The sequence below is a fragment of the Aeromonas sp. V90_14 genome, from assembly GCF_029967615.1.
In the GTDB taxonomy this organism is placed as follows: Bacteria; Pseudomonadota; Gammaproteobacteria; order Enterobacterales; family Aeromonadaceae; genus Aeromonas; species Aeromonas hydrophila.
In genome coordinates this window covers 82,641-104,237 of the sequence record NZ_JASCAS010000048.1, presented here as the reverse complement: position 1 = coordinate 104,237, position 21,597 = coordinate 82,641, and the positions used below count along the sequence as shown (strand labels likewise).

Below are 21,597 nucleotides of genomic sequence, written 5' to 3'. Positions count from 1 at the left end.
GCCCGTTTCGGGCCCAGACTGGAGGGGAGGTGCGGATGTTTTCATGGCAACTGGACGACGAGCTGGCGCTGCTGTTCCTGCAGCCCGACATGGCCAGCGAACTCTTTGCCCTGTGTCGGGAGAACCGTGACTACCTGACCCAGTGGCTGCCCTGGCCGCCCTACATTCAGCAGCCCGCCGACAGCGCCACCTTCATCCGCCACGCCATCGAGAAGTTTGCCCGCGGCGAGGGGCTGACCACCGCCATCGAGTATCAGGGGGAAGTGGTCGGCGTCATCGGCTACAACCAGATCGACCGGGCGCTGGCCAAGGTCAGCATCGGCTACTGGCTGGCCGAGCGCTGGCAGGGCAACGGCATCATCACCCGCGCCTGCCAGGCCCTGATCCATCACGCCTTCGAGGAGATGGGGATGGAGAAGGTGGAGATCAGCGCCGCCACCGACAACGAGCCCAGCCGGGCCGTCTGCGAGCGCCTCGGCATGCAGCAGGAGGGGATCACCCGTCGTGCCGAGCGGCTGGCCGACCGCATCGTGGATCACGTTCACTACAGCCTGCTGCGCGATGAGTGGCTCAGGCAGAGGGATCACTGATGGCACTGCCACACCTGTGCACGGCCCGCTGCCAGCTCACCATACTGCCCCCCGAGCGGGCCGATCTGATGCTGGATTTCTATCTGCGCAACCGCGCCCACCTCGCCCCCTGGGAGCCCAGCCGGGACGAGAACTTCTACACCCTGAGCCACTGGCACGGCCGGCTGCGCGACAGCTACGGCCAGTTCTTCAATGGCAGCGGGGTACATCTGGTGGCGCTCGATCCCCATGGTGAGCAGGTGATCGCCACCTGCAACTTCACCAACATCCTGATGGGCGCCTTCAAGGCCTGCCATCTGGGTTACGCCATCGACCAGGCCCACCAGGGACAGGGGCTGATGCAGGAAATCGTCGAGACCGGCATCGACTACCTGTTCCGGGAACACGGCCTGCACCGCATCATGGCCGGCTACATGCCGTCGAATCTGCGCAGCGGCGCCCTGCTAGAGCGGCTCGGCTTCGAGCGGGAGGGGTACGCCAAAGACTACCTGATGATCAATGGCCGCTGGGAGGATCATATCCTCACCGCGCGCCTCAACCCCGCGCCCTAGCCGGTTCTCTTGCCGGCGAGGACCCCGTCAAAGGCGGGGAACGGACATAAAAAAACGGACCCGAAGTTGCCTTCGGGCCCGTTCTTCAGATGAGGTGCAGGCTTAGTTGGCCTTGGCATCGCTCACTGCGGCTTCCGCCTTGGTGGCCACGTCAGCGGCAGCCTTCTCAACGGTTGCAGTCGCTTCGGAAGCGGCCTTCTCTACGGTAGAGGTGGCTTCGCTAGCGGCTTTCTCAACAGTTGCAGCAACGTCGGCGGCCGGAGTAGCGGCCGGAGCGGCGGCTTCTTCTTTCTGACCACAAGCGGTCAACATCAGACCCAGGATACCGGCTACCAGTACTTTGTTCATGTGCATACCCTCAGAAAAATATGGAGAGATGGTTGGTACAACCATCACAGTGCGTCCTTTCACCCGGTGAAAAACCCATATGCCGGGAGCCAAGAGGCGCGCGAAATATATCCCCATACGCGCCCAATGAAAACGAGTATCACAATGATATTTTCTCGTTGGCTGGATGAAAAGAACTACTACAACGACAAACATTAATACAAAACACTGTAAACGGCGCGGTTTTGTACAATAAAACGCCGCAAGCCCCGTGGTTGCTGGCAATAAACGGCTATTGCATTGTGCCGGCAACCACGTCCAGGCTGCGCCTCAATCAGACAGGATCTGACAAGCCAGCCGTTTACCCTCACGGGCGCTGTCGCGAGCCAGGTCCAGCAGCGCCATCACCGCCAGCGCCTCGCCGGCCGGCACCGGGTTCGCCCCCTCCCCACGGATGGCGGCGCAGACGCCGCGATAGTAGGCGCCATAGTCCCCCGCCTCGCCAACCACGCTCTGCTGCTGCAGCTGACCGTCGCGGATCCGGCTGAGCTGGCCGGGTTCCTTGTCCACCCCCCAGTCTGCCGCCGGCGGCCGCTTGCCGAGCTTGAGCTGCTCCTCCTGCACATCCATACCGAACTTGATGAAGGAGCCCTCGCTGCCGTGAATGACGAAACGCGGCATGGTGGCCGACACCAGGCAACTGCCGTGCAGCACGACCCGCATCTCGCCATAGCCGAGCACCACGTGGAAGTAGTCATCCGCCAGGGCACCGGGGCGCTGCTGGGCCAGATCCGCCTGCAGCCAGTCCGGCTGACCGAACAGCTGGAGCGACTGATCGAGAATGTGGGGGCCGAGATCGAACCAGAGGCCAGAGCCCGGACCGCCCGCCTCGCGCCAGCGCTGGCGCACCTCGGGACGATAGCGATCGAAGTGGGATTCGAACTGGGCAACCTGACCGAGCGCTCCTTCCGCCAGCAGGCGGCGTACGGTGAGAAAATCACCGTCCCAGCGCCGGTTGTGGAAGATGCTGAGCAGTCGCTGCTGCTTCTCCGCCAACTCGACCAGCGCCTTCGCCTCGGCCAGATCCAGGGCGAACGGCTTGTCGATCACCACGTGCTTGCCGGCCAGCAGGGCCTCACGGGCGATGGGGGCATGGGTGTCGTTGGGGGTGGCGATCACCACCAGGTCGACCGACGGGTCCGCCAGCACCTCGGCCAGCGAACCGACCCGGCAACCGGGCAGATCGCTCTGCACCTTGGCGGCATCGCGGCTCACCACCCAGCCGAGGGAGAGCCCAGGCGTGCTGGTCAGAAACGGGGCGTGAAAGGTTTGGCCTGCAAAGCCGTAGCCCACCAGGGCGGCATTGATTGTGTGGCTCATCCGGTTTTCTCCACGGGTAGCTGTGTCACGGGGTGCAGGCAAACCCTTGCCTGCCAAATAGAGAAGGGGGCCCAAGGCCCCCTGAGTGTGCCCATCAGAGCACAGGATTTATTGCAAACACAAGCGCCGGCCCTGGCGGGTCATCAGCATCAGCAAAGGGGGCAGCAGCAGCCACATGTGCAGCGCCAGCTGGCTGAGCGGATCGTGCATCAGCACACCGATGAAGCCCACCAGCGCACCTGAGCCGCTCATCTGGAACAGACCGAGCAGGGCGGCGGCGGTGCCGGCGCAGTGGCCGAACGGTGCCAGCGCCATGCCGGCAGCGGCGCCCAGGATCATGGCAAAGCCGATGCTGGAGAGGAACACCGGCCCCATCATGGCCAGCGGATGCTCGATGTGCATGGCCAGGGTCAAGGCGATGGCGGAGAGCAGCAGCACCAGCAGGCCGATGCGCAGGGTGCGTCTTGGCCCCACCCTGGCGATGAAACGGGGCGCCAGGAAGCAGGCCAGGATGTTGAGTGCCGCGTTGGCGGTGAACCAGTAGCTGAAGCCGCTCATGTCCAGCCCCAGCTTCACCATCAGTTGCACCGGCGCCGCGGTGACATAGGCCAGGATCACCGCCATCGCCAGCATGCACAGCGTCGCGTTGAACAGGAAGCTCGGGGAGCGCAGCACCGGGCTGTAGCGCGACCAACTGATGAGCGGGCCGCTGCTGCTGGTCTCTTCCGGACGGGTCTCCGGCATCCGCCACAGCAGCCAGCTACCGACGATGACCGCATAACCGGCCATAAACCAGAAGTTGGCCGACCAGCCCGCCTTGGCGGTGAGCCAGCCACCGAGCAAGGGGGCCAGCGCCGGAATAAAGCAGATGGCACCGTTCAGGTAGGAGATCATCTGACCGCTCTTCTTGGGGCCATAGCTGTCACGCACCACCGAGAAGGCGGCCACCGAGGTGGCACAGGCGCCAAAACCCTGCAGCACCCGCGCCAGCATCAGCTCGCCCAGGCTCGCGGCAAAGCCGGCACCCAGGGCGCTCAGACCATAGAGCAGCACGCCGCCAAGGGCGATGGGCTTGCGGCCGTAGCGATCGGCCAGCGGCCCCACCAGCAGTTGCCCCAGTCCCATGCTGAACAGGAACCAGGTGATGGTGCCCTGCATCAGGGTCACCTCGGCCCCCAGCTGCTCGGCCATCTGCGGGATGGCGGGCAGGTAGATGTCGATGGCCAGCGGACTGAACAGCACCAGTAGGACAAGCAAAAGAATCAATGGCATCAGTCACCTCGTGGCATGGGGAAAATAGATTGGGGCGCGAGTCTACTGGCTCACAGTAATGAATTGAAATGGTATTTAATCACTTCTGTTATTCCATTCAGGAAACATTCATTTTATTCACATCTTGCCATGACCCCGACGAGGGTGATCCAGGGCAATTGGCGCTTTTCCTGGGCGCCAGCCCCGCATAGAATGCGCAGATTATTTTTGCGGAGGTGCTCGATGAACAAGCTTGTCCTGGCAACAGGGAACCAGAAAAAGGTGAAGGAATTGGCCGCCATGCTGGCCGATATGAAGATCCAGGTGATCCCACAGAGCGAGTTTGCGGTCTCCGATGCCGAAGAGACCGGCACCACCTTCGTCGAGAATGCCATCATCAAGGCCCGCCACGCCGCCCGCATCACCGGCCTGCCGGCGGTTGCCGACGACTCCGGCCTGGAAGTGGATCTGCTGCACGGCCGTCCCGGCGTCTACTCCGCCCGCTTTGCCGGTGAGGGTGCCAGCGACAAGGACAACATCGACAAGCTGCTGGGCGAGCTGAAAGGCGCCCCCGAGTATCTCAAGAGCGCCCGTTTCTGGTGCGTGCTGGTCTACATGCGCCACGCCGACGATCCCACCCCCATCATCTGCCAGGCCAGCTGGGAAGGGATGATCATCGACGAGCCGCGCGGCCAGCACGGCTTCGGCTATGACCCGGTGTTCTTCGTGCCCGATCACGACTGCACCTCGGCCCAGATGCCGGCCGAGCTCAAGAACCAGCTCAGCCATCGCGGCCAGGCGCTGGCCAAGCTCAAAGCGGCCCTGGCGGCGGTCAACTAAAGCGCTGTCTCCCGCCGCGTTGTCATCGACGACAAGGGCAACCCGACCACTGATGATTTTTTGAACACTGGAAACCCCATGCTGCAACTGCCGCCCCTCTCCCTCTATATTCACGTGCCCTGGTGTGTCCAGAAGTGCCCCTACTGCGACTTCAACTCCCACGCCCAGAAGGGAGAGCTGCCCCACCTCGAGTACGTGGCCGCCCTGCTGGAGGATCTGGATCAGGATCTGCACTGGGCCCAGGGGCGTCCCCTCTCCTCCATCTTTATCGGTGGCGGCACGCCGAGCCTGCTCTCCGTGGAGGCCATGCAGGTGCTGCTGGACGGGGTGCGCGCGCGCATCGAACTCACCGCGGACTGCGAGATTACCATGGAGGCCAACCCGGGCACGGTGGAGGCGGACAAGTTCGCCGGCTTCCAGCGGGCCGGCATCAACCGCATCTCCATCGGGGTGCAGAGCTTCCAGCAGGAGAAGCTGACCCGGCTCGGCCGCATTCACGGCCCGGAAGAGGCGCGCAAGGCCGCTGCACTGGCTCACGCCATCAAGCTTCCCACCTTCAACCTGGATCTGATGCACGGCCTGCCGGATCAGAGCCTGGCGGACGCGCTCTCGGATCTGCAGCAGGCCATCGACTGCGCACCGCCGCACCTCTCCTGGTATCAGCTCACCATAGAGCCGAACACGGCGTTCGCCTCCAAGCCGCCCACCCTGCCGGAGGATGACACCCTGTGGGACATCTACGAGCAGGGCCACTCTATGCTCACCGCCCACGGCTATCAGCAGTACGAGATCTCGGCCTATGCCAAGGCGGGCTACCAGTGCCGCCACAACCTCAACTACTGGCGCTTCGGCGACTATCTGGGGATCGGCTGCGGCGCCCACGGCAAGGTGACGGATCTCGCCAACCAGCAGATCCTGCGCACCGCCAAGGTGAAGCACCCGAAAGGGTATCTGGACCCGAGCCGCCCCTATCTGGACGAGCAGTGGCAGGTGAGTGCGGACGATCTGCCGCTCGAGTACTTCATGAACCGGTTCAGATTGTTTGAACCGGCCCCCAAGGCGGAGTTCGAGGCCTATACCGGGCTGCCGCTGGAACGGGTAGAGACCATGCTGACCATCGCCCAGAGCAAGGAGCTGATCCAAGATCTCGGCGACAGCTGGCAGCTCACCCCCCTCGGCCATCGCTATCTCAACGTGTTGCTCGAGCTCTTTATGGACGAATGAGCACGGATTCACTCTCTTGCGGCAAGAGAGTGAATCAGCACCAACGAATAGAGAAACAATCAGGGCGCCATTGGCGCCCTGATTGTTTTAGCTGATGCCTTGCGGCAGAAACCCGCTCAGCAGCAGACGCGTACCATCTGCTGTTGACCGGGCTCCCACCGCTTGCCGTGCTTGGCCTTGCGCTGATAGCTGCCCTTGCCTTTCTTGCTCGGTTCGACCCGGGCCTGGAACAGGGGAGAGGTCACCAGTGCCTTGAGGTGGTTGTCCTGAATGATGCCGCGCTGATGTTCGCAGGCGGGCTCGGTGGTGACCAAGGTCACCTTCTTCTTGGCCATATCGGCTCCTTGATGCAGTTGTGTGTTTGCCCATCGCGCCAGCCACCACAGATCCGGGGCTGGCGGCGAAAAAACGTGCCGATTGTGCGCCTCTCCCGGCCCGCCTGCAAGGGGGCTGGCGGGATCCTCAGGCCGGTTGATAGACGACCCGCACCAGCCCGCTCGGTAGTACGGTGCTCGACACCGGCACCAGCGCGCAGGGCAGCGGCCCTGCAAAGAGCGGTACCCCGCCCCCCAGGGTGACCGGCACCCAGAACAGGATCAGCTCGTCCACCAGCGCGGCCTGCAGCCCCTGCCTGACCACCTCGCCGCCATCCAGATAAAGATGGCGGCTGCCTGCCTGCCACAGCTCGTCCAGCACCTGCGCCAGCGCCCCCTGCCGGAAGGAGACGTGCTCACGGGGAGCGGCGGGTCTGTGGGTCAATACCACCACCGGCTTGTCGCCATAAAACCACTCGGGAAAGCCGAGCACGGTGTCGTAGCTGTTGCGTCCCATCAGCAGGGTATCAACGCTCGCCATCAGCGCGCTGTAGCCGGTATCTTCCTGGGAGTCGCCGTTGTAGGGCTCAAGCCAGGCCAGATCGCCCCCCTCCCCGGCAATGAAGCCGTCGAGGGAGAGGGCGAGAAAGGCGGATACCCGGGGCCGGCGCAACTCAGTGATCATGGTCGTGGTGCTCATGACGGGAGGGGGCCCCGGACTCCAGCGTCTCCAGGATGGCGCAGTGCTCCGCCGAGCGCGGGCCGCCGCAGCAGATGTTGGAGAGCTCGCGCAGGTTGTCGCGAAAACGGGTCAGCTCGACGATCTTCTGCTCCACCTGTTCGAGCTTGGTGTCGGCCACCGCCTTCACCTCCTGACAGGTGACCTTGGCCTTGTTGGTATCGAGATCCAGCAGCTCGCCGATGTCGGCCAGCGAGAACCCCACCGACTTGGCGCGGATGATGAACTCCAGCCGCCGCTTGTCCTGCTCGCCATAGAGGCGATAGCCGGACTCGTTGCGAATGCCTGGCGAGATGAGACCATTCTTCTCGTAAAAACGCAGGGTATCCGCCTTCACCCCGCACGCCTTGGCCAGCTCCCCGATCCGATACATGCCTTTTCTCCCGTTCAATTTGCCACACAGCCACAACCGGCCCCCACTATCGCCCCTTTGCCCGTCGATTGCCAGTCGGCAGCAGGAAAGGGGACGCGGCCACCCTTTTGCCATCAAGAGACTGAAAAGACAAACGTTTCACAAAAACCAACCAGAAAACGTTTAACACCGCACCGGACAAGGCTTTGTCACTTTAAAAAATCCACCACGGGTCACATTTTTTGTGTAGAATACGCGCCCACAAGAGAGCGTCGCGTCAAGCGGGCATTTCCTAAAACGCTTTTGCCTGTCGGCAGGTTTTTCAGGCGAGAGCGGTTTGCGAAATCCCCCACTTCCATTTATTTGGGGACTCTCTGTGTTGAGCCTCGCCTCCCATGGAACGGTCCCCGTTATGCTGAGGACGATAGTGTGATGGAACAAGCTCGACCCATTCGCCGTGCACTGCTGAGTGTGTCTGACAAGACTGGCATCCTGGAATTTGCCAAGGCACTCAACGAACGTGGCGTGGCCCTGCTCTCCACCGGCGGTACCGCCAAGCTGCTGGCCGACGCCGGTCTGCCGGTGACCGAGGTCTCCGATTACACGGGATTCCCTGAAATGATGGATGGCCGGGTCAAGACCCTGCATCCCAAGGTCCACGGCGGCATTCTCGGCCGGCGCGAGCAAGACGACGCCATCATGGCTCAGCACGCTATCTCCCCCATCGACATGGTCGTGGTCAACCTCTATCCCTTCGCCGCAACTGTCGCCAAGCCCGGTTGTACCCTGGCCGATGCAGTCGAGAACATCGACATCGGCGGCCCGACCATGGTTCGCTCCGCCGCCAAGAACCACAAAGATGTGGCCATCGTGGTCAAGGCCACCGACTATGACCGCGTCATCCGCGAGATGGATGGCAACGGCAACAGCCTGAAACTGGCGACCCGTTTCGATCTGGCCATTGCCGCCTTCGAGCACACCGCCGCCTACGACGGCATGATCGCCAACTACTTCGGCACCATGGTTCCCTCCTACGGTGACAACAAGGAAGGTGACGAGGAGTCCCGCTTCCCGCGCACCTTCAACAGCCAGTTCATCAAGAAGCAGGACATGCGCTACGGCGAGAACAGCCACCAGGCCGCCGCCTTCTATGCCGAGGAGCAGGCAGCACCGGGCTCGGTGGCAAGCGCCATCCAGCTGCAGGGCAAGGCCCTCTCCTACAACAACATCGCCGACACCGACGCGGCACTGGAGTGCGTCAAAGAGTTCGACCAGCCGGCCTGCGTCATCGTCAAGCACGCCAATCCGTGCGGCGTGGCCATTGGCAGCGACCTGCTGAGTGCCTACGAGCGCGCCTGGCAGACCGACCCCACCTCCGCGTTTGGCGGCATCATCGCCTTCAACCGTGAGCTGGATGGCGCCACCGCCAAGGCCATCGTCGAGCGTCAGTTCGTCGAGGTGATCATCGCCCCCACCGTCAGCCAGGCTGCCCGCGACGCGGTCGCCGCCAAGCAGAACGTGCGGCTGCTCGAGTGCGGTCAGTGGACCGCGCCGGCGCAAGGCTTTGACTTCAAGCGCGTCAATGGCGGCCTGCTGGTGCAGGAGCGCGACCTTGGTATGGTGACGCTCGGGGATCTGACCGTGGTCAGCAAGCGTCAGCCCACCGAGGCCGAACTGAACGACCTGCTGTTCTGCTGGAAGGTGGCCAAGTTCGTCAAATCCAACGCCATCGTCTATGCCAAAGACGGCCAGACCATCGGCGTCGGCGCCGGCCAGATGAGCCGCGTCTACTCGGCCAAGATCGCCGGCATCAAGGCCGAGGATGAAGGGCTGACCGTGGCGGGGTCCGTCATGGCCTCCGATGCCTTCTTCCCGTTCCGCGATGGCATCGACGCCGCAGCGGCCGCCGGCATCTCCTGCGTCATCCAGCCCGGTGGCTCGATGCGCGATCAGGAGGTGATCGACGCCGCCGACGAACACGGCATGTGCATGCTGTTCACCAACATGCGCCACTTCCGTCACTGATGGATCAGGGCCGCCGCCGGCGGCCCTTTTGTTGTCTCTTTTCACCTGGCTATTTTCACCGGCGCAGGCCCCAGGCCCGCCCGTGACCCCGAATAGAAGCGAGCGATACGATGAAAGTACTGATCATTGGCAACGGCGGCCGTGAACACGCCCTGGCCTGGAAGGCCAAGCAATCCCCTCTGGTGACCCGGGTCTTCGTCGCCCCCGGCAATGCCGGCACCGCCCATGAAGGGAGCATCGAGAACGTGGCCATCTCGGCCACCGACATCCCGGCCCTGCTGGCGTTTGCCAAGGAGCAGCGCATCGGTCTGACCATCGTCGGGCCGGAAGCACCGCTGGTGAAAGGGGTGGTCGATGCGTTCCGCGCCGAGGGGCTGGCCATCTTCGGCCCGACCGCGGCCGCCGCCCAGCTGGAAGGCTCCAAGGCGTTTGCCAAGGATTTTCTGGCCCGCCACGCCATCCCGACCGCCGAGTACCAGAACTTCACCGAGGTGGAGCCGGCGCTGGCCTACCTGCGCGAGAAGGGCGCCCCCATCGTCATCAAGGCTGACGGCCTGGCCGCCGGCAAGGGGGTCATCGTTGCCATGACCCTGAGCGAGGCGGAAGAGGCGGTACGCGACATGCTCTCCGGCAACGCCTTTGGCGACGCCGGGGCCCGGGTGGTGATCGAGGAGTTTCTGGACGGGGAAGAGGCGAGCTTCATCGTCATGGTGGACGGCGAGCATGTGCTGCCGATGGCCACCAGCCAGGATCACAAACGGGTCGGAGATGGCGATACCGGCCTCAACACCGGCGGCATGGGCGCCTACTCCCCTGCCCCCGTGGTCACGGCCGACGTGCACCGCAAGGTGATGGAGCAGGTGATCATGCCGACCGTGCGCGGCATGGCGGCCGAGGGCAACGTCTACACCGGTTTCCTCTACGCCGGCCTGATGATCGACGGCCAGGGCAACCCCAAGGTGATCGAGTTCAACTGCCGCTTCGGCGATCCCGAAACCCAGCCCATCATGCTGCGCATGCGCTCCGATCTGGTGGAGCTCTGCCTGGCCGCCTGCGCCGGCAAGCTGGATCAGGTCGAAGCCATCTATGACCCCCGCGTCGCCATCGGCGTGGTGCTGGCGGCGGGCGGCTACCCCGGCGACTACCAGCAGGGCAAGCCCATCAGCGGCCTGCCGGTGGAAGAGGCGAGCGGCGAGAAGGTATTCCACGCCGGCTCGCAGCTGGAAGGTGATACCGTGGTGACCGCCGGCGGCCGCGTGCTGTGCGCCACTGCCCTCGGTCACAGCGTGGCCGAGGCGCAAAATCGGGCCTATCAGCTGGCAGGTCGCATCAAGTGGGACGGCGTCTTCTACCGTCACGACATCGGCTGGCGCGCCATCGAGCGTGAACAGCAGCAGTAATCAACAGGGCCCGCAAGGGCCCTTCTTCATCTGGCGTTATCTCGCGGTCACGCAGCCCGGCAGATGCCTCGAATGGCCAGGTTCGCTTGACTCAGCAACTTCCTTACATCTCCCCCTTCCCTGTTACCCTTTGTGACAAAAAACAGCAATATTCACAAACAGTTCACGCACTGTCATGGCATCATGCCTGTGATGAATCCAAACAAGGGTTCATAAGAAGCCACACAAGATCGATAAGCATGTCGTTTAAATAAGGAAATCCCATGTTGAAAACTGTTCGCCCCCTGTTGCTGCCCCTGATGTTTGGCCTGATGACCCTGCCCGCCATGGCCGGTGAGCTGGAACAGCCGATGAAGAAGATCGGCTTCAACTACAAGCAGGCGGTCAAGGCCGACGATGCCGCCACCATGGAAAAATACATCAACGAGATGAAGGCGCAGTTCGACATCGCCAAGCAGAAGAACATGCCGGCCGCCAAGAAAGAGAAGTTCCTGGAAGGCATGAACGAAGTGCAGACCGAGCTGGATGCCAGCCTGGCAGCCCTCAAGGCGGGTGACGAAGCCAAGGCGCGCGAGCACCTGGCCAAGGTCAACGACCTGAAGAAGGAGTACCACAAATATGCCAAGCAAAAAGGCTGATCCCTTCCACTGGGATAGTCTGGTCCGCCTCACCCACTGGGGTGTGGCGGCCATCTGTATCGGCAACCTCTGGCTCAACGAGGCGGGCGAGGAGTGGCACGAGCGGCTGGGTTACCTGGCCATCGCCCTGATCAGCCTGCGCCTGGCGTGGGGGCTCTCGTTTGCCAAGGGCCATGCCCGGTTGCGAGCCCTCATCCCAAGCCGGGAAGATTTTCGCCAGCAAGCGGTGGAGCTGCGCGAGCGCACGCCACCGGCCCCCGGTCACCACGGCAGCGGCAAGCTGGCGGTCTGGACACTCTGGCTGCTGATCCTGGCCACCGCCGGCACCGGCTGGTTCCAGAATACCGAGATGGGGTTCGAGCTGGGAGCGGACGACTGGCACGTTTGGTGTACCTGGGCCCTGCAGGGCATGATAGCGCTGCACCTGCTGGCCATCCTGTTCACCTCCTGGCGCCAGCGCAGCAATCTGGTAAGACGCATGTTGCCAAGGCGCCGCGGCAAGGCCCGGGCCTTGCCGCAGGAATCCGACGCCTGAATACTCATGGGGCCCTGCAGGGCCCCTGTTCATTTCTCTTCATACTCCCCAGATCCCACACTACCTGCCTGTCCCCGGCTCTTTCCCTCTCTCCAGCAGCCTGCATCTCTAGGGGCCATGAAAGCATTTTCATTCACATTTCTTAATTAATTCAGGCTGTTTGATTTTCAACCACTGCGATTTCATGAATGCTACTGAGCTGAACGAGGTTGTTCGTTGTCCGTTCGACTACACGACAGTGATATGTCAATAACAAGATCGAAGGGAAAATCGTCATGCACAGCACACTGCTTCGAACCGCCCTGCTGACGGCGGCACTCGGCTCTTTCAGCCACACTGCCACCGCCGAAGGTGTCATGGTTCACCTGTTCCAATGGAAGTTCAACGACATCGCCAACGAGTGCGAAACCGTGCTCGGGCCCAAGGGGTTCGGGGGCGTCCAGATCACCCCGCCGGCCGAGCACAAGCAAGGCAGCCAGGTCTGGTGGACCGTCTACCAACCCGTCAGCTTCAAGAATTTCAACAGCTTCGGCGGTAGCGAGGCGGAACTCAGAAGCATGATCGCCCGCTGCAACGCAGCCGGGGTCAAGGTCTATGCCGACGCCGTCTTCAACCAGCTGGCATCGGGCTCAGGCACCGCCACCGGTGGCGGCAGCTACAACGCGGGGCAATACCAGTATCCCCAGTTCGGCTACAACGACTTCCACCACAGCGGCGACATCACCAACTACGGCAACAGCAACAACGTCTGGAATGGCGCCCTCTACGGCATGCCGGACCTCAATACCGGCTCTCCCTACGTGCAGGATCAGATCGCCACCTACATGAAGACCCTGCTCGGCTGGGGCGTGGCGGGCTTTCGTATCGATGCGGCCAAGCACATGGCCCCGACCGATGTGAAGGCCATCCTCGACAAGGCGGGCAGCCCCAGGGCCTACCTAGAGGTGATCGGCGCAGGTGGAGAGTCTCCCGACATCCAGCCGGGTCGCTACACCTACATCGATACCGTCACCGACTTCAAATACGGCACCGATCTGGCCGCCAACTTCAACGGCCAGATCAAGAACCTCAAGACGCTGGGCGAGAGCTGGGGCCTGCTCCCCTCCGCTAAGGCCTTCGTCTTCGTGGTCAACCACGACCGCGAACGCGGCCACGGCGGGGGCGGCATGCTCACCTTCATGAGCGGTGCTCGCTACGATCTGGCCAACACCTTCATGATGGCCTGGCCCTATGGCTGGAAGCAGGTGATGTCGGGCTATCGCTTCGAAAACATGAGCACCTATGAAACCGACAAGGGGGCACCGGGCAGCACACCTTGTACGGACAGCAAGTGGAACTGCGAACAGCGCCGGCCGACCATCATGAACATGGCCCTGTTCCACAACCGGACCGAAGGCCAGCCGGTCAGCAACTGGTGGGACAACGGCAACAACCAGATCGCCTTCGGCCGCGGTGACAAGGGCTTCATCGCCATCAACAACGAGAGCGGCAGCCTGGTGGCCTCGCTGCAGACCGCCCTGCCGGCTGGCGAGTACTGCAACCTCTTGGGCGGCAATGACTACTGCAGCGGTGGCTATGTCACCGTCGACGGCAGTGGCAAGGCCAGCCTGAATGTGCCCGGCATGAAGGCGGCCGCCATCATCGCCGGTTGCACCAAGGCCAGCCCCTGCGGTGGTTCCGCCCTGCCGGGCACCAAGTTCAGCAGCATGAACCTGCGCGGTACCCACAACGCCTGGGGCAACACCCCCATGACCGTCGATGCCAACCGTGTCTGGTCAGCCACCCTCACCCTGACCGGCAACGGTGACGCCACCGGCGCCCAGCGCTTCAAGTTCGACGTCTTCGGCAACTGGGCCGAAAACTACGGAGACAACGAAGGGGATGGCATCGCCGACAAGGGCAGCAGCAAGGACATTCTGGTCAGCGGAGCGGGCACCTACCGCATCACCCTGAACGAAAGCGATCTGCGTTATACGGTCACCCCCCTCACCAGCAACCAGGCGCCGGTGGCCGCCCTCTCTCCCAAGACCCTCAGCGTCAAGGTGGGTGAGAGCGTGGTGTTCGATGCCTCCGCCTCCCGCGACGACGGGGGCGTGGTGAGCTACAGCTGGTCCAGCGGTGGCACCGCCGCCACGGAGACGGTCCGGTTCGATACCCCGGGCACCCATACCGTGACGGTCACCGTGACCGATGCAGAAGGGTTGACCGCCAGTGCCAGCGCTACCGTGACCGTCATTGACGACAACGGCACCTACGCCAGCGTGCTGCCTACCCTGAATTTCCGCGGCACTCCCAATGCCTGGGGCTCCCTTGCCATGACGCTGGTCGCCGACAACCAGTGGGAGGCTCTCGTCACCTTCGATGGTCAGGCAAACCAGCGCTTCAAGTTCGACGTCAAGGGGGACTGGAGCAAGAACTATGGTGACACCAACAAGGATGGAGTGGCCGAACTGGCCGGCAGTGACATCCTGACCTCGGTCACCGGCCAGTATCGGGTACGCTTCAACGATCAGACCCTGCAATACAGCCTGACCCCGGTCAGCGTCGGCTACGCGAAGAACTTCGCCAGCCTCAACATTCGCGGCACCACCAACAACTGGGAGTCCACCCCCATGTCGCTGGTAGGCGATCACCTCTGGCAGGCCAGCGTCACCTTCACCGGTAGCGGCGATGGCAACGGCGCTCAGCGCTTCAAGTTCGACGTCAAGGGCGACTGGACCCAGAACTACGGCGACACCAACAAGGACGGTGTCGCCGAGCAGGCCGGCGCCGACATCACCACGGCGGCAGTCGGTGCCTATGTGGTGCGCTTCAACGACCAGACGCTGGCCTACAGCCTGAACGCCCAGTAAGGCTCAATACGCTCGGTCACCAGCCCCTGGAGCATTTACCCAGGCCTCCCACCATCGGCGGGAGGCCTTTTTTATGGCGTCATGCCACTGCGTCCAGCCGGCCGCTCAGCAGGCTGATGCTCTGGCGCCATGTCCAGGCTCCTCTCAAACCATGCCATCCCTCAACGCCGAGAAAAGGCGCGAGCAGCCCACTACACACAAGCCGAACTGCATGATCACATGACAAGCCTGCCTGGCAGGCTCGGGCGGGAGGATCAGGCTATCCCTTATTTTGCAGAAAACCGCCACAGCGAGGCTCTGTGACGCCTCACGGTGAGAAACTTTCGCTCGATTTTGGCTGTTTGAATTGCACTATACGCCGCACTCTAGGCCGCACTATGGAGCGCATGCCCAGGGCCGGCGCCGGTGAACGACAGAAACGACAAAGCCGCTCAAGAGAGCGGCTTTGTCTGAAAATGGTGGCCCCTGGGGGACTTGAACCCACGACCAATCGATTATGAGTCGACTGCTCTGACCAACTGAGCTAAGGGGCCATTGATACTGGTTTGCGGCGTGGATTATAGGGGATGGCGGATACCCCGTCCATAGGCATATCAACCACTTGGCGAGATTTCATCCATATTCAAGCGGTTCCGTGACTCATCTTCATGCCCCCGTCACCACGGATAAAACAAAGCCCCGCATGGCGGGGCTTTTTGGCAGCGGTCACGGGGAGACCCGTCCGGGATTACTCGTCCAGGAAGCTGCGCAGTACTTCGGAGCGGCTCGGGTGGCGCAGCTTGCGCAGCGCCTTGGCTTCGATCTGACGAATACGCTCACGGGTAACGTCGAACTGCTTGCCCACTTCCTCGAGGGTGTGGTCAGTGTTCATGTCGATACCGAAGCGCATGCGCAGTACCTTGGCCTCGCGGGCGGTCAGGCCGGCCAGCACTTCGCGGGTGGCGTTGCGCAGGCTCTCGCTGGTGGCCGCATCCGCTGGCAGAGCCAGGGTGGTATCTTCGATGAAGTCGCCCAAGTGGGAATCTTCATCATCACCGATGGGCGTTTCCATGGAGATGGGCTCTTTGGCGATCTTCAATACCTTGCGGATCTTGTCTTCCGGCATGCCCATGCGCATGGCCAGCTCTTCCGGGTTCGGTTCACGACCCATCTCCTGCAGCATCTGACGGGAGATACGGTTGAGCTTGTTGATGGTCTCGATCATGTGTACCGGGATACGGATGGTACGGGCCTGATCCGCGATGGATCGGGTAATGGCCTGACGGATCCACCAGGTTGCATAGGTCGAGAACTTGTAGCCACGACGGTATTCGAACTTGTCTACCGCCTTCATCAGACCGATGTTGCCCTCCTGGATCAGATCCAGGAACTGCAGACCACGGTTGGTGTACTTCTTGGCGATGGAGATAACCAGACGCAGGTTGGCCTCGACCATCTCTTTCTTGGCGCGGCGGGCCTTGGCCTCACCGATACTCATGCGACGGTTGATGTCCTTGATCTGGGCGATGGACAGACCGGTCTCTTCCTCGATCTGCTGAAGCTTGCCGATGGCGCGCAGTACATCTTCGTCCATCTCGACCAGACGCGGTGACCAGGCCTTGCCGGCCTGCTTCTGGTATTCAAACCAGGCAGTTTCGCACTCGTTGTTGGTGAAAGCCGCGACGAAGGTCTTCTTCGGCATCTTGGCCTGCTCAACGCAGAGTTTCATGATGATGCGTTCCTGCACGCGGACTCGCTCCATCATCTCGCGCATGTTGTTGACCAAGCGATCGAACTGCTTGGGCATCAGGCGGAATTGACGGAATACATCGGCCAGCTGGGCAATCGCAGCCTGAGTATCTTCGTGCGCACGACCATTCTGCTGAATGGAGAGACGAGTTACTTCGTACTGGGCGCGCAGATCACCGAACTTCTCGCGAGCGACTTCCGGATCCGGGCCACCGTCGCCATCATCGTCGGAGTCATCACCATCACCGTCTTCGTCTTCATCTTCGTCTTCATCTTCGTCAGCCAGATCTTCTTCGCTGAGCTCGGAGCCGATGTGAGTAGCGGTCGGGGCGACGTCATCGGTCTCATTGGGATCGATGAAGCCGGAAATGATGTCGGACAGACGCAGCTGTTCCGCTTCGTATTTGTCGTATTGCTCAAGCAGATAGGTAATCGCTTCCGGGTACTCGGCGACGGAGCTTTGTACCTGGTTGATACCGTCTTCGATGCGCTTGGCGATGTCGATTTCGCCTTCGCGAGTCAACAGTTCGACGGTACCCATTTCCCGCATGTACATGCGGACGGGATCGGTCGTACGACCAATCTCGGATTCAACAGATGCCAGTGCCTGGGCTGCTGCTTCGGCAGCGTCCTCATCGGCGGTACCACCTTCAGCCATGATAAGGTCATCGGCATCCGGGGCGTTTTCCACCACTTGAATGCCCATGTCGTTGATCATCTGGATGATGTCTTCGATCTGGTCAGAGTCGACAATGTCTTGCGGGAGGTGATCGTTCACCTCGGCATAGGTCAGGTAGCCCTGTTCTTTACCTTTGGCAACGAGGAGTTTAAGCTGAGACTGCGGGGTTTGCTCCATAGAACTCATCCGGTTGGTGTTGCTAGGTTGCGCGTACAGTGCGCTGCTGCGCAAATAGCCAATTCTAATAGAAAACCGCCAGACATGCTATGTCTGGTTGCGGCGTCGGTCATGAGAAACCCCTGCCCGCAGTATTGTCGGGGCCAGGCGGTTATAAAATGTTTGCTTTTAATCCCGTCGATTCGGGCAACGGTATTCATATTGGGGTTAATCACTCAAATATCAAGCCCCACTCTCATTTCTTTTCTCAATTTGCACCTCTCTGATCAGCATCATCAGCTCTTGAGTTTCCTCAGAGCTTAGCCCTTCCTGCGCCACCTTGGCCTGCAATTCCTCGATGCGCTGCTTCAGGAACAGGTTGATGAAACCGACGAAAGTATCCTGCAATTCTCCCAGAATATCCGGCTCCTGGTCGAGTTTTACCTCTTCAAACAGATCGTGCATTGCCAGTTGCGCCAGGATCTCTCCCTCTTTGGTGCCACGCCAGTGCTCCAGCAGGATGCCCGTCGTGACCCCGGGCTGAGTCAGGATCTGTTGATGCAACTGCAGCAGGAATTTGATGCCCTGCAGGCGCAGTCCGGCCAGTTCAGGCATGGGTGGCAGCTCGGCCGTGATCGCCGGATACTGCACCATCAGTGCCAATGCCCGGCGCAGCGGCGTCAACTTGGCCGCCTTGGGCTTGTTGACCTCGGCCTTCGGCTGACTGTTGCGGGCAAACAGTTCGGCGATCCGCTGCTTGTTCTCCCCCCAACGCATCATGCTGGAGAGGCGAGTGATCAACCCCTCGCGCGTGAAACCTTCCGGGACTCGCCGGATCAGCTCGGCGGCCTTGTTGGCCACTTCAAACTTGCCTGCCTCGCCGGAAAGAGCCGCATCGCGTCCGAGGCGCTCAAACATGAAATCAGCGAACGGCTGGGCCTTGTCGAGCAGAGCTTCAAATCCCTCCTTGCCGATCTGGCGCACCAGCGAGTCAGGATCCTCACCATCCGGCAAAAATACGAACTTGAGTTCACGGCCGTCCTGCAGATGGGAAAGCGCGTTGTCCAGCGCCCGCCAGGCCGCTTCCCGACCGGCATTGTCGCCGTCGTAGCAGCAGACGACCTCGGCCGTGGTGCGAAACAGGGTATGGATATGGTCGCTGGTGGTCGCGGTGCCCAGCGCAGCCACCGCATAATCGATGTCGTACTGGCCGAGCGCCACCACATCCATATAGCCTTCCACCACCAGGATCCGGCGCGGATCCTTGTGTGCCTGCTTGACCTCGTAAAGGCCGAACAACTCTCGCCCCTTGTGGAAGATGGGTGTTTCCGGAGAGTTCAGATATTTGGGCGTCCCCTCCCCCAGCACCCGGCCACCGAAACCGATGACCCGGCCACGCTTGTCACGGATCGGGAACATGATGCGATCGCGAAAGCGATCATAGCTGCCGGGCCCGCTGTCACGAGTGATCAGCATGCCGCCCGAGATGAGCAACTGCTCGTGCTCCCGGCTGGCGCCAAAGCGCCGACGCACCTGATCCCAATCGGCAGGGGCATACCCGATGTTGAAGCGCTTGACCACTTCACCGGTCAGACCGCGCCCCTTCAGGTATTCCACCGCCTGCGGCGCGTTCTTGAGATTGCTCTCGTAGAAACGGGCAATCTGGTTCATCAGCTCGAACAGATCCTTGCTGACCGCAGGTTGGCTGCTGCTGGCCCCACCTGCTGTCTGCTCACGGGGGACCTGCATGCCATGCAGGCTGGCAAGTTCCTCAATGGCATCGGGAAATTCGAGCCCGTCATACTCCATGACAAAGCCGATGGCATTGCCGTGAGCGCCACAGCCGAAGCAGTGATAGAACTGCTTCTCCTGACTGACAGTAAAAGAGGGGCTTTTTTCGTTATGAAAAGGGCAGCAAGCCTGGTAGTTCTTACCGGCTTTCTTCAGCCGCACCCGCGAGTCGATCAACTCGACTATATCGGTGCGTACGAGCAGATCATCGATGAAGGATTGTGGGATCCTGCCTGCCATAACCGTCCTGTTTCATTGCATAGAAAATAAAAAAGCCGCGCATTCCCAGGGAAGCACGGCTTCTTTGACCAAACAAGAGAGTTGCCTGTTACGCCAAGCGGGTTTTCACCTGAGCACTGACGGCGCCGACATCGGCACGCCCCTGAATTTTCGGCTTCAAGACAGCCATGACTTTGCCCATGTCAGCCATGACGGCAGCACCACTTTCAGCGATGGCTTGCTCAATCAGTGCGGCAATTTCGGCTGCGGTCAGCTGTTGCGGCAGGAACTCCTGCAACACAACGATCTCTGCGGACTCTTTGTCGGCAAGATCCTGGCGACCGGCAGCTTCGAATTGACTGATGGAATCACGACGCTGTTTGACCATTTTGGTCACCACAGCGAGGATATCCTGATCATTGAGCTCGACACGGGTATCAACTTCACGTTGCTTGATTTCAGCCATCAACAAACGGATCGCTCCCAAGCGAGCCTTGTTTTTGGCAAGCATGGCGAGTTTTTGTTGATCCTTGAGTTGATCCTTCAGCGACACGGCATGAACCCTTGATTAGTACAGGCGGATACGACGTGCGTTTTCGCGGGACAGCTTCTTGGCGTGACGCTTAACGGCAGACGCTTTGGCACGCTTGCGAATGGTAGTCGGCTTCTCGTAGAACTCACGGCTACGAACTTCGGACAGGATACCGGCTTTTTCGCAAGAACGCTTGAAGCGACGCAGAGCAACGTCAAACGGCTCATTTTCACGGACTTTGATTACTGGCATGTGCCTTTCACCTCAGTGATAAATTGTTAGCTGACCTTCAATCGATCAGCATGTCTTAAAATGGTGCGAAATTATACTCTGGACAGGGAATGAAAGTAAACCCGCAGAGATCGCTCTGGTTTAAAAAACCCGCGAAGGTTACCATAGCCGTCTCATTTTAGCAGTGAAATTTTTTAGCAATGCGTGTATTGGGCATAGAGACATCCTGTGACGAAACCGGGATCGCGATCTTCGACGATCAAAAAGGGATCCTTTCCCACCAGTTATATAGCCAGGTCAAGCTGCATGCGGACTACGGCGGCGTCGTTCCCGAGCTGGCCAGCCGGGATCACGTCCGCAAGACGATCCCCTTGATCCAGGCCGCGTTGCGAGAGGCGGGACTGGGCAAGGACGACATCGACGGCATCGCCTACACCGCAGGTCCGGGCCTGGTTGGCGCCATTCTGGTGGGGGCCACCATAGGCCGCTCGCTGGCGATGGCCTGGAACAAGCCGGCCATTGCCGTACACCACATGGAAGGCCACCTGCTGGCACCCATGCTGGAAGAGCGAGCCCCCGAGTTTCCCTTCGTGGCGCTGCTGGTCTCCGGCGGTCACTCCATGTTGGTACGGGTCGATGGCATCGGTAGCTATCAGCTGCTGGGTGAATCCATCGACGATGCTGCTGGCGAAGCCTTCGACAAGACGGCCAAGCTGATGGGATTGGATTACCCAGGTGGCCCGCTGCTCTCCCGGCTGGCGGAGAAGGGCACCACTGGGCGCTTCACCTTCCCGCGTCCCATGACCGACCGTCCCGGGCTCGACATGAGCTTCTCCGGCCTCAAGACCTTTGCCGCCAACACCATCGCAGCCAACGGTGATGATGAACAGACCCGCGCCGATATCGCCCGAGCATTTGAAGACGCGGTAGTCGACACCCTAGCCATCAAGTGTCGCCGTGCCTTGAAAGAGACCGGCCTCAATCGTCTGGTGGTGGCCGGCGGCGTCAGCGCCAACCGCCACCTGCGCGCCCAGCTGGCCGAGCTGATGGAGAGCCTCAATGGGGAAGTGTTCTACCCGCGCACCGAATATTGCACCGACAATGGCGCCATGATCGCCTATGCCGGCATGCAGCGCCTGAAAGCCGGGGTGTTCGAGCCACTGGCAGTCAAAGCCGTGCCGCGCTGGCCGCTGGATACCCTGGATCCGGTTTGATCCAGCGGATCCTGCAGACAGGAAAAAGG

20 protein-coding genes and 1 tRNA gene are annotated in these 21,597 nt (G+C 61.3%); 10 read left to right on the top strand and 11 right to left on the bottom strand.

Annotation, left to right across the window (positions count from 1 at the left end):
• The first annotated feature begins 35 nt into the window (after positions 1–35).
• Both QLG02_RS21170 and rimJ read left to right on the top strand, forming a co-directional pair.
• Positions 36–590, top strand: coding sequence for a GNAT family protein (locus QLG02_RS21170; protein ID WP_017410624.1), 555 nt, complete (start codon positions 36–38; stop codon positions 588–590).
• Positions 590–1,141, top strand: coding sequence for a ribosomal protein S5-alanine N-acetyltransferase (gene rimJ / locus QLG02_RS21165; protein WP_282466057.1), 552 nt, complete (start codon positions 590–592; stop codon positions 1,139–1,141). Before QLG02_RS21170 ends, rimJ begins: the two co-directional genes overlap by 1 nt.
• Positions 1,142–1,243: 102 nt before the next feature.
• Here the strand turns inward: rimJ and QLG02_RS21160 are convergent, their stop codons facing one another.
• The 3 genes from QLG02_RS21160 to QLG02_RS21150 form a co-directional block, all read right to left on the bottom strand.
• The gene (locus QLG02_RS21160) at positions 1,244–1,489 is read right to left on the bottom strand and encodes a hypothetical protein (RefSeq protein ID WP_005309486.1); all 246 of its coding nucleotides are present in this window, start codon (positions 1,487–1,489) and stop codon (positions 1,244–1,246) included.
• Between the two features lie 309 nt (positions 1,490–1,798).
• On the bottom strand, positions 1,799–2,848 hold the full coding sequence (locus QLG02_RS21155) for an oxidoreductase (protein ID WP_282466056.1): 1,050 nt from the start codon (positions 2,846–2,848) through the stop codon (positions 1,799–1,801).
• 108 nt (positions 2,849–2,956) lie between these two features.
• Entirely contained in the window at positions 2,957–4,120 is a 1,164-nt protein-coding gene (locus tag QLG02_RS21150; RefSeq protein ID WP_024946189.1) for a multidrug effflux MFS transporter, read from the bottom strand.
• 222 nt (positions 4,121–4,342) lie between these two features.
• Between QLG02_RS21150 and QLG02_RS21145 the strand changes: the two genes are divergently transcribed.
• Together QLG02_RS21145 and hemW are read left to right on the top strand one after the other, a co-directional pair.
• Positions 4,343–4,939 carry an XTP/dITP diphosphatase gene (locus tag QLG02_RS21145; protein ID WP_011704791.1) on the top strand — a complete coding sequence of 199 codons (597 nt, stop codon included), beginning with the start codon at positions 4,343–4,345 and terminating at the stop codon, positions 4,937–4,939.
• A gap of 78 nt (positions 4,940–5,017) precedes the next feature.
• Positions 5,018–6,163 (top strand): radical SAM family heme chaperone HemW, encoded by a 1,146-nt coding sequence (gene hemW, locus QLG02_RS21140; protein ID WP_282466055.1) that lies wholly within the window; start codon positions 5,018–5,020, stop codon positions 6,161–6,163.
• 116 nt (positions 6,164–6,279) lie between these two features.
• On the opposite strand, the gene QLG02_RS21135 is transcribed toward hemW, so the two are convergent.
• The 3 genes from QLG02_RS21135 to zntR form a co-directional block, all read right to left on the bottom strand.
• Entirely contained in the window at positions 6,280–6,498 is a 219-nt protein-coding gene (locus QLG02_RS21135; RefSeq protein ID WP_282466054.1) for a ribosome alternative rescue factor ArfA, read from the bottom strand.
• Between the two features lie 127 nt (positions 6,499–6,625).
• Positions 6,626–7,162 carry a dihydrofolate reductase family protein gene (locus tag QLG02_RS21130; protein WP_282466053.1) on the bottom strand — a complete coding sequence of 179 codons (537 nt, stop codon included), beginning with the start codon at positions 7,160–7,162 and terminating at the stop codon, positions 6,626–6,628.
• A complete protein-coding gene (gene zntR / locus QLG02_RS21125) occupies positions 7,152–7,589 on the bottom strand; it encodes a Zn(2+)-responsive transcriptional regulator (RefSeq protein WP_282466052.1) in 438 nt (145 codons plus the stop codon). Before zntR ends, QLG02_RS21130 begins: the two co-directional genes overlap by 11 nt.
• Before the next feature lie 411 nt (positions 7,590–8,000).
• Here zntR and purH point away from each other — a divergent pair, with 411 nt between their 5' ends.
• The 5 genes from purH to QLG02_RS21100 all read left to right on the top strand — a co-directional run bounded on the left by purH (position 8,001) and on the right by QLG02_RS21100 (position 15,018).
• On the top strand, positions 8,001–9,593 hold the full coding sequence (gene purH, locus QLG02_RS21120) for a bifunctional phosphoribosylaminoimidazolecarboxamide formyltransferase/IMP cyclohydrolase (RefSeq protein ID WP_201354758.1): 1,593 nt from the start codon (positions 8,001–8,003) through the stop codon (positions 9,591–9,593).
• A gap of 110 nt (positions 9,594–9,703) precedes the next feature.
• Positions 9,704–10,993 carry a phosphoribosylamine--glycine ligase gene (gene purD / locus QLG02_RS21115; RefSeq protein WP_282466051.1) on the top strand — a complete coding sequence of 430 codons (1,290 nt, stop codon included), beginning with the start codon at positions 9,704–9,706 and terminating at the stop codon, positions 10,991–10,993.
• Between the two features lie 263 nt (positions 10,994–11,256).
• Complete coding sequence (locus QLG02_RS21110) at positions 11,257–11,631, top strand: cytochrome b562 (protein ID WP_011704785.1); 375 nt, start codon at positions 11,257–11,259, stop codon at positions 11,629–11,631.
• Positions 11,612–12,166, top strand: coding sequence for a cytochrome b/b6 domain-containing protein (locus QLG02_RS21105; RefSeq protein ID WP_282466050.1), 555 nt, complete (start codon positions 11,612–11,614; stop codon positions 12,164–12,166). Before QLG02_RS21110 ends, QLG02_RS21105 begins: the two co-directional genes overlap by 20 nt.
• Positions 12,167–12,441: 275 nt before the next feature.
• Complete coding sequence (locus QLG02_RS21100; RefSeq protein WP_282466049.1) at positions 12,442–15,018, top strand: alpha amylase C-terminal domain-containing protein; 2,577 nt, start codon at positions 12,442–12,444, stop codon at positions 15,016–15,018.
• A 456-nt stretch (positions 15,019–15,474) separates the two neighbouring features.
• Here QLG02_RS21100 and QLG02_RS21095 read toward each other — a convergent pair.
• From QLG02_RS21095 to rpsU, 5 genes are all read right to left on the bottom strand, one after another.
• Positions 15,475–15,551, bottom strand: a tRNA-Ile gene (locus tag QLG02_RS21095).
• Between the two features lie 194 nt (positions 15,552–15,745).
• Complete coding sequence (gene rpoD / locus QLG02_RS21090; protein ID WP_263642045.1) at positions 15,746–17,641, bottom strand: RNA polymerase sigma factor RpoD; 1,896 nt, start codon at positions 17,639–17,641, stop codon at positions 15,746–15,748.
• Positions 17,642–17,824: 183 nt separating this feature from the next.
• Entirely contained in the window at positions 17,825–19,612 is a 1,788-nt protein-coding gene (gene dnaG, locus QLG02_RS21085; protein WP_282466048.1) for a DNA primase, read from the bottom strand.
• 88 nt (positions 19,613–19,700) lie between these two features.
• A complete protein-coding gene (locus tag QLG02_RS21080) occupies positions 19,701–20,144 on the bottom strand; it encodes a GatB/YqeY domain-containing protein (RefSeq protein ID WP_282466047.1) in 444 nt (147 codons plus the stop codon).
• A 15-nt stretch (positions 20,145–20,159) separates the two neighbouring features.
• Positions 20,160–20,375 (bottom strand): 30S ribosomal protein S21, encoded by a 216-nt coding sequence (gene rpsU / locus QLG02_RS21075; RefSeq protein WP_005309452.1) that lies wholly within the window; start codon positions 20,373–20,375, stop codon positions 20,160–20,162.
• Between the two features lie 179 nt (positions 20,376–20,554).
• On the opposite strand from rpsU, the gene tsaD reads away from it, so the two are divergent.
• Positions 20,555–21,568, top strand: coding sequence for a tRNA (adenosine(37)-N6)-threonylcarbamoyltransferase complex transferase subunit TsaD (gene tsaD, locus QLG02_RS21070; RefSeq protein ID WP_282466046.1), 1,014 nt, complete (start codon positions 20,555–20,557; stop codon positions 21,566–21,568).
• Positions 21,569–21,597 lie beyond the last annotated feature (29 nt).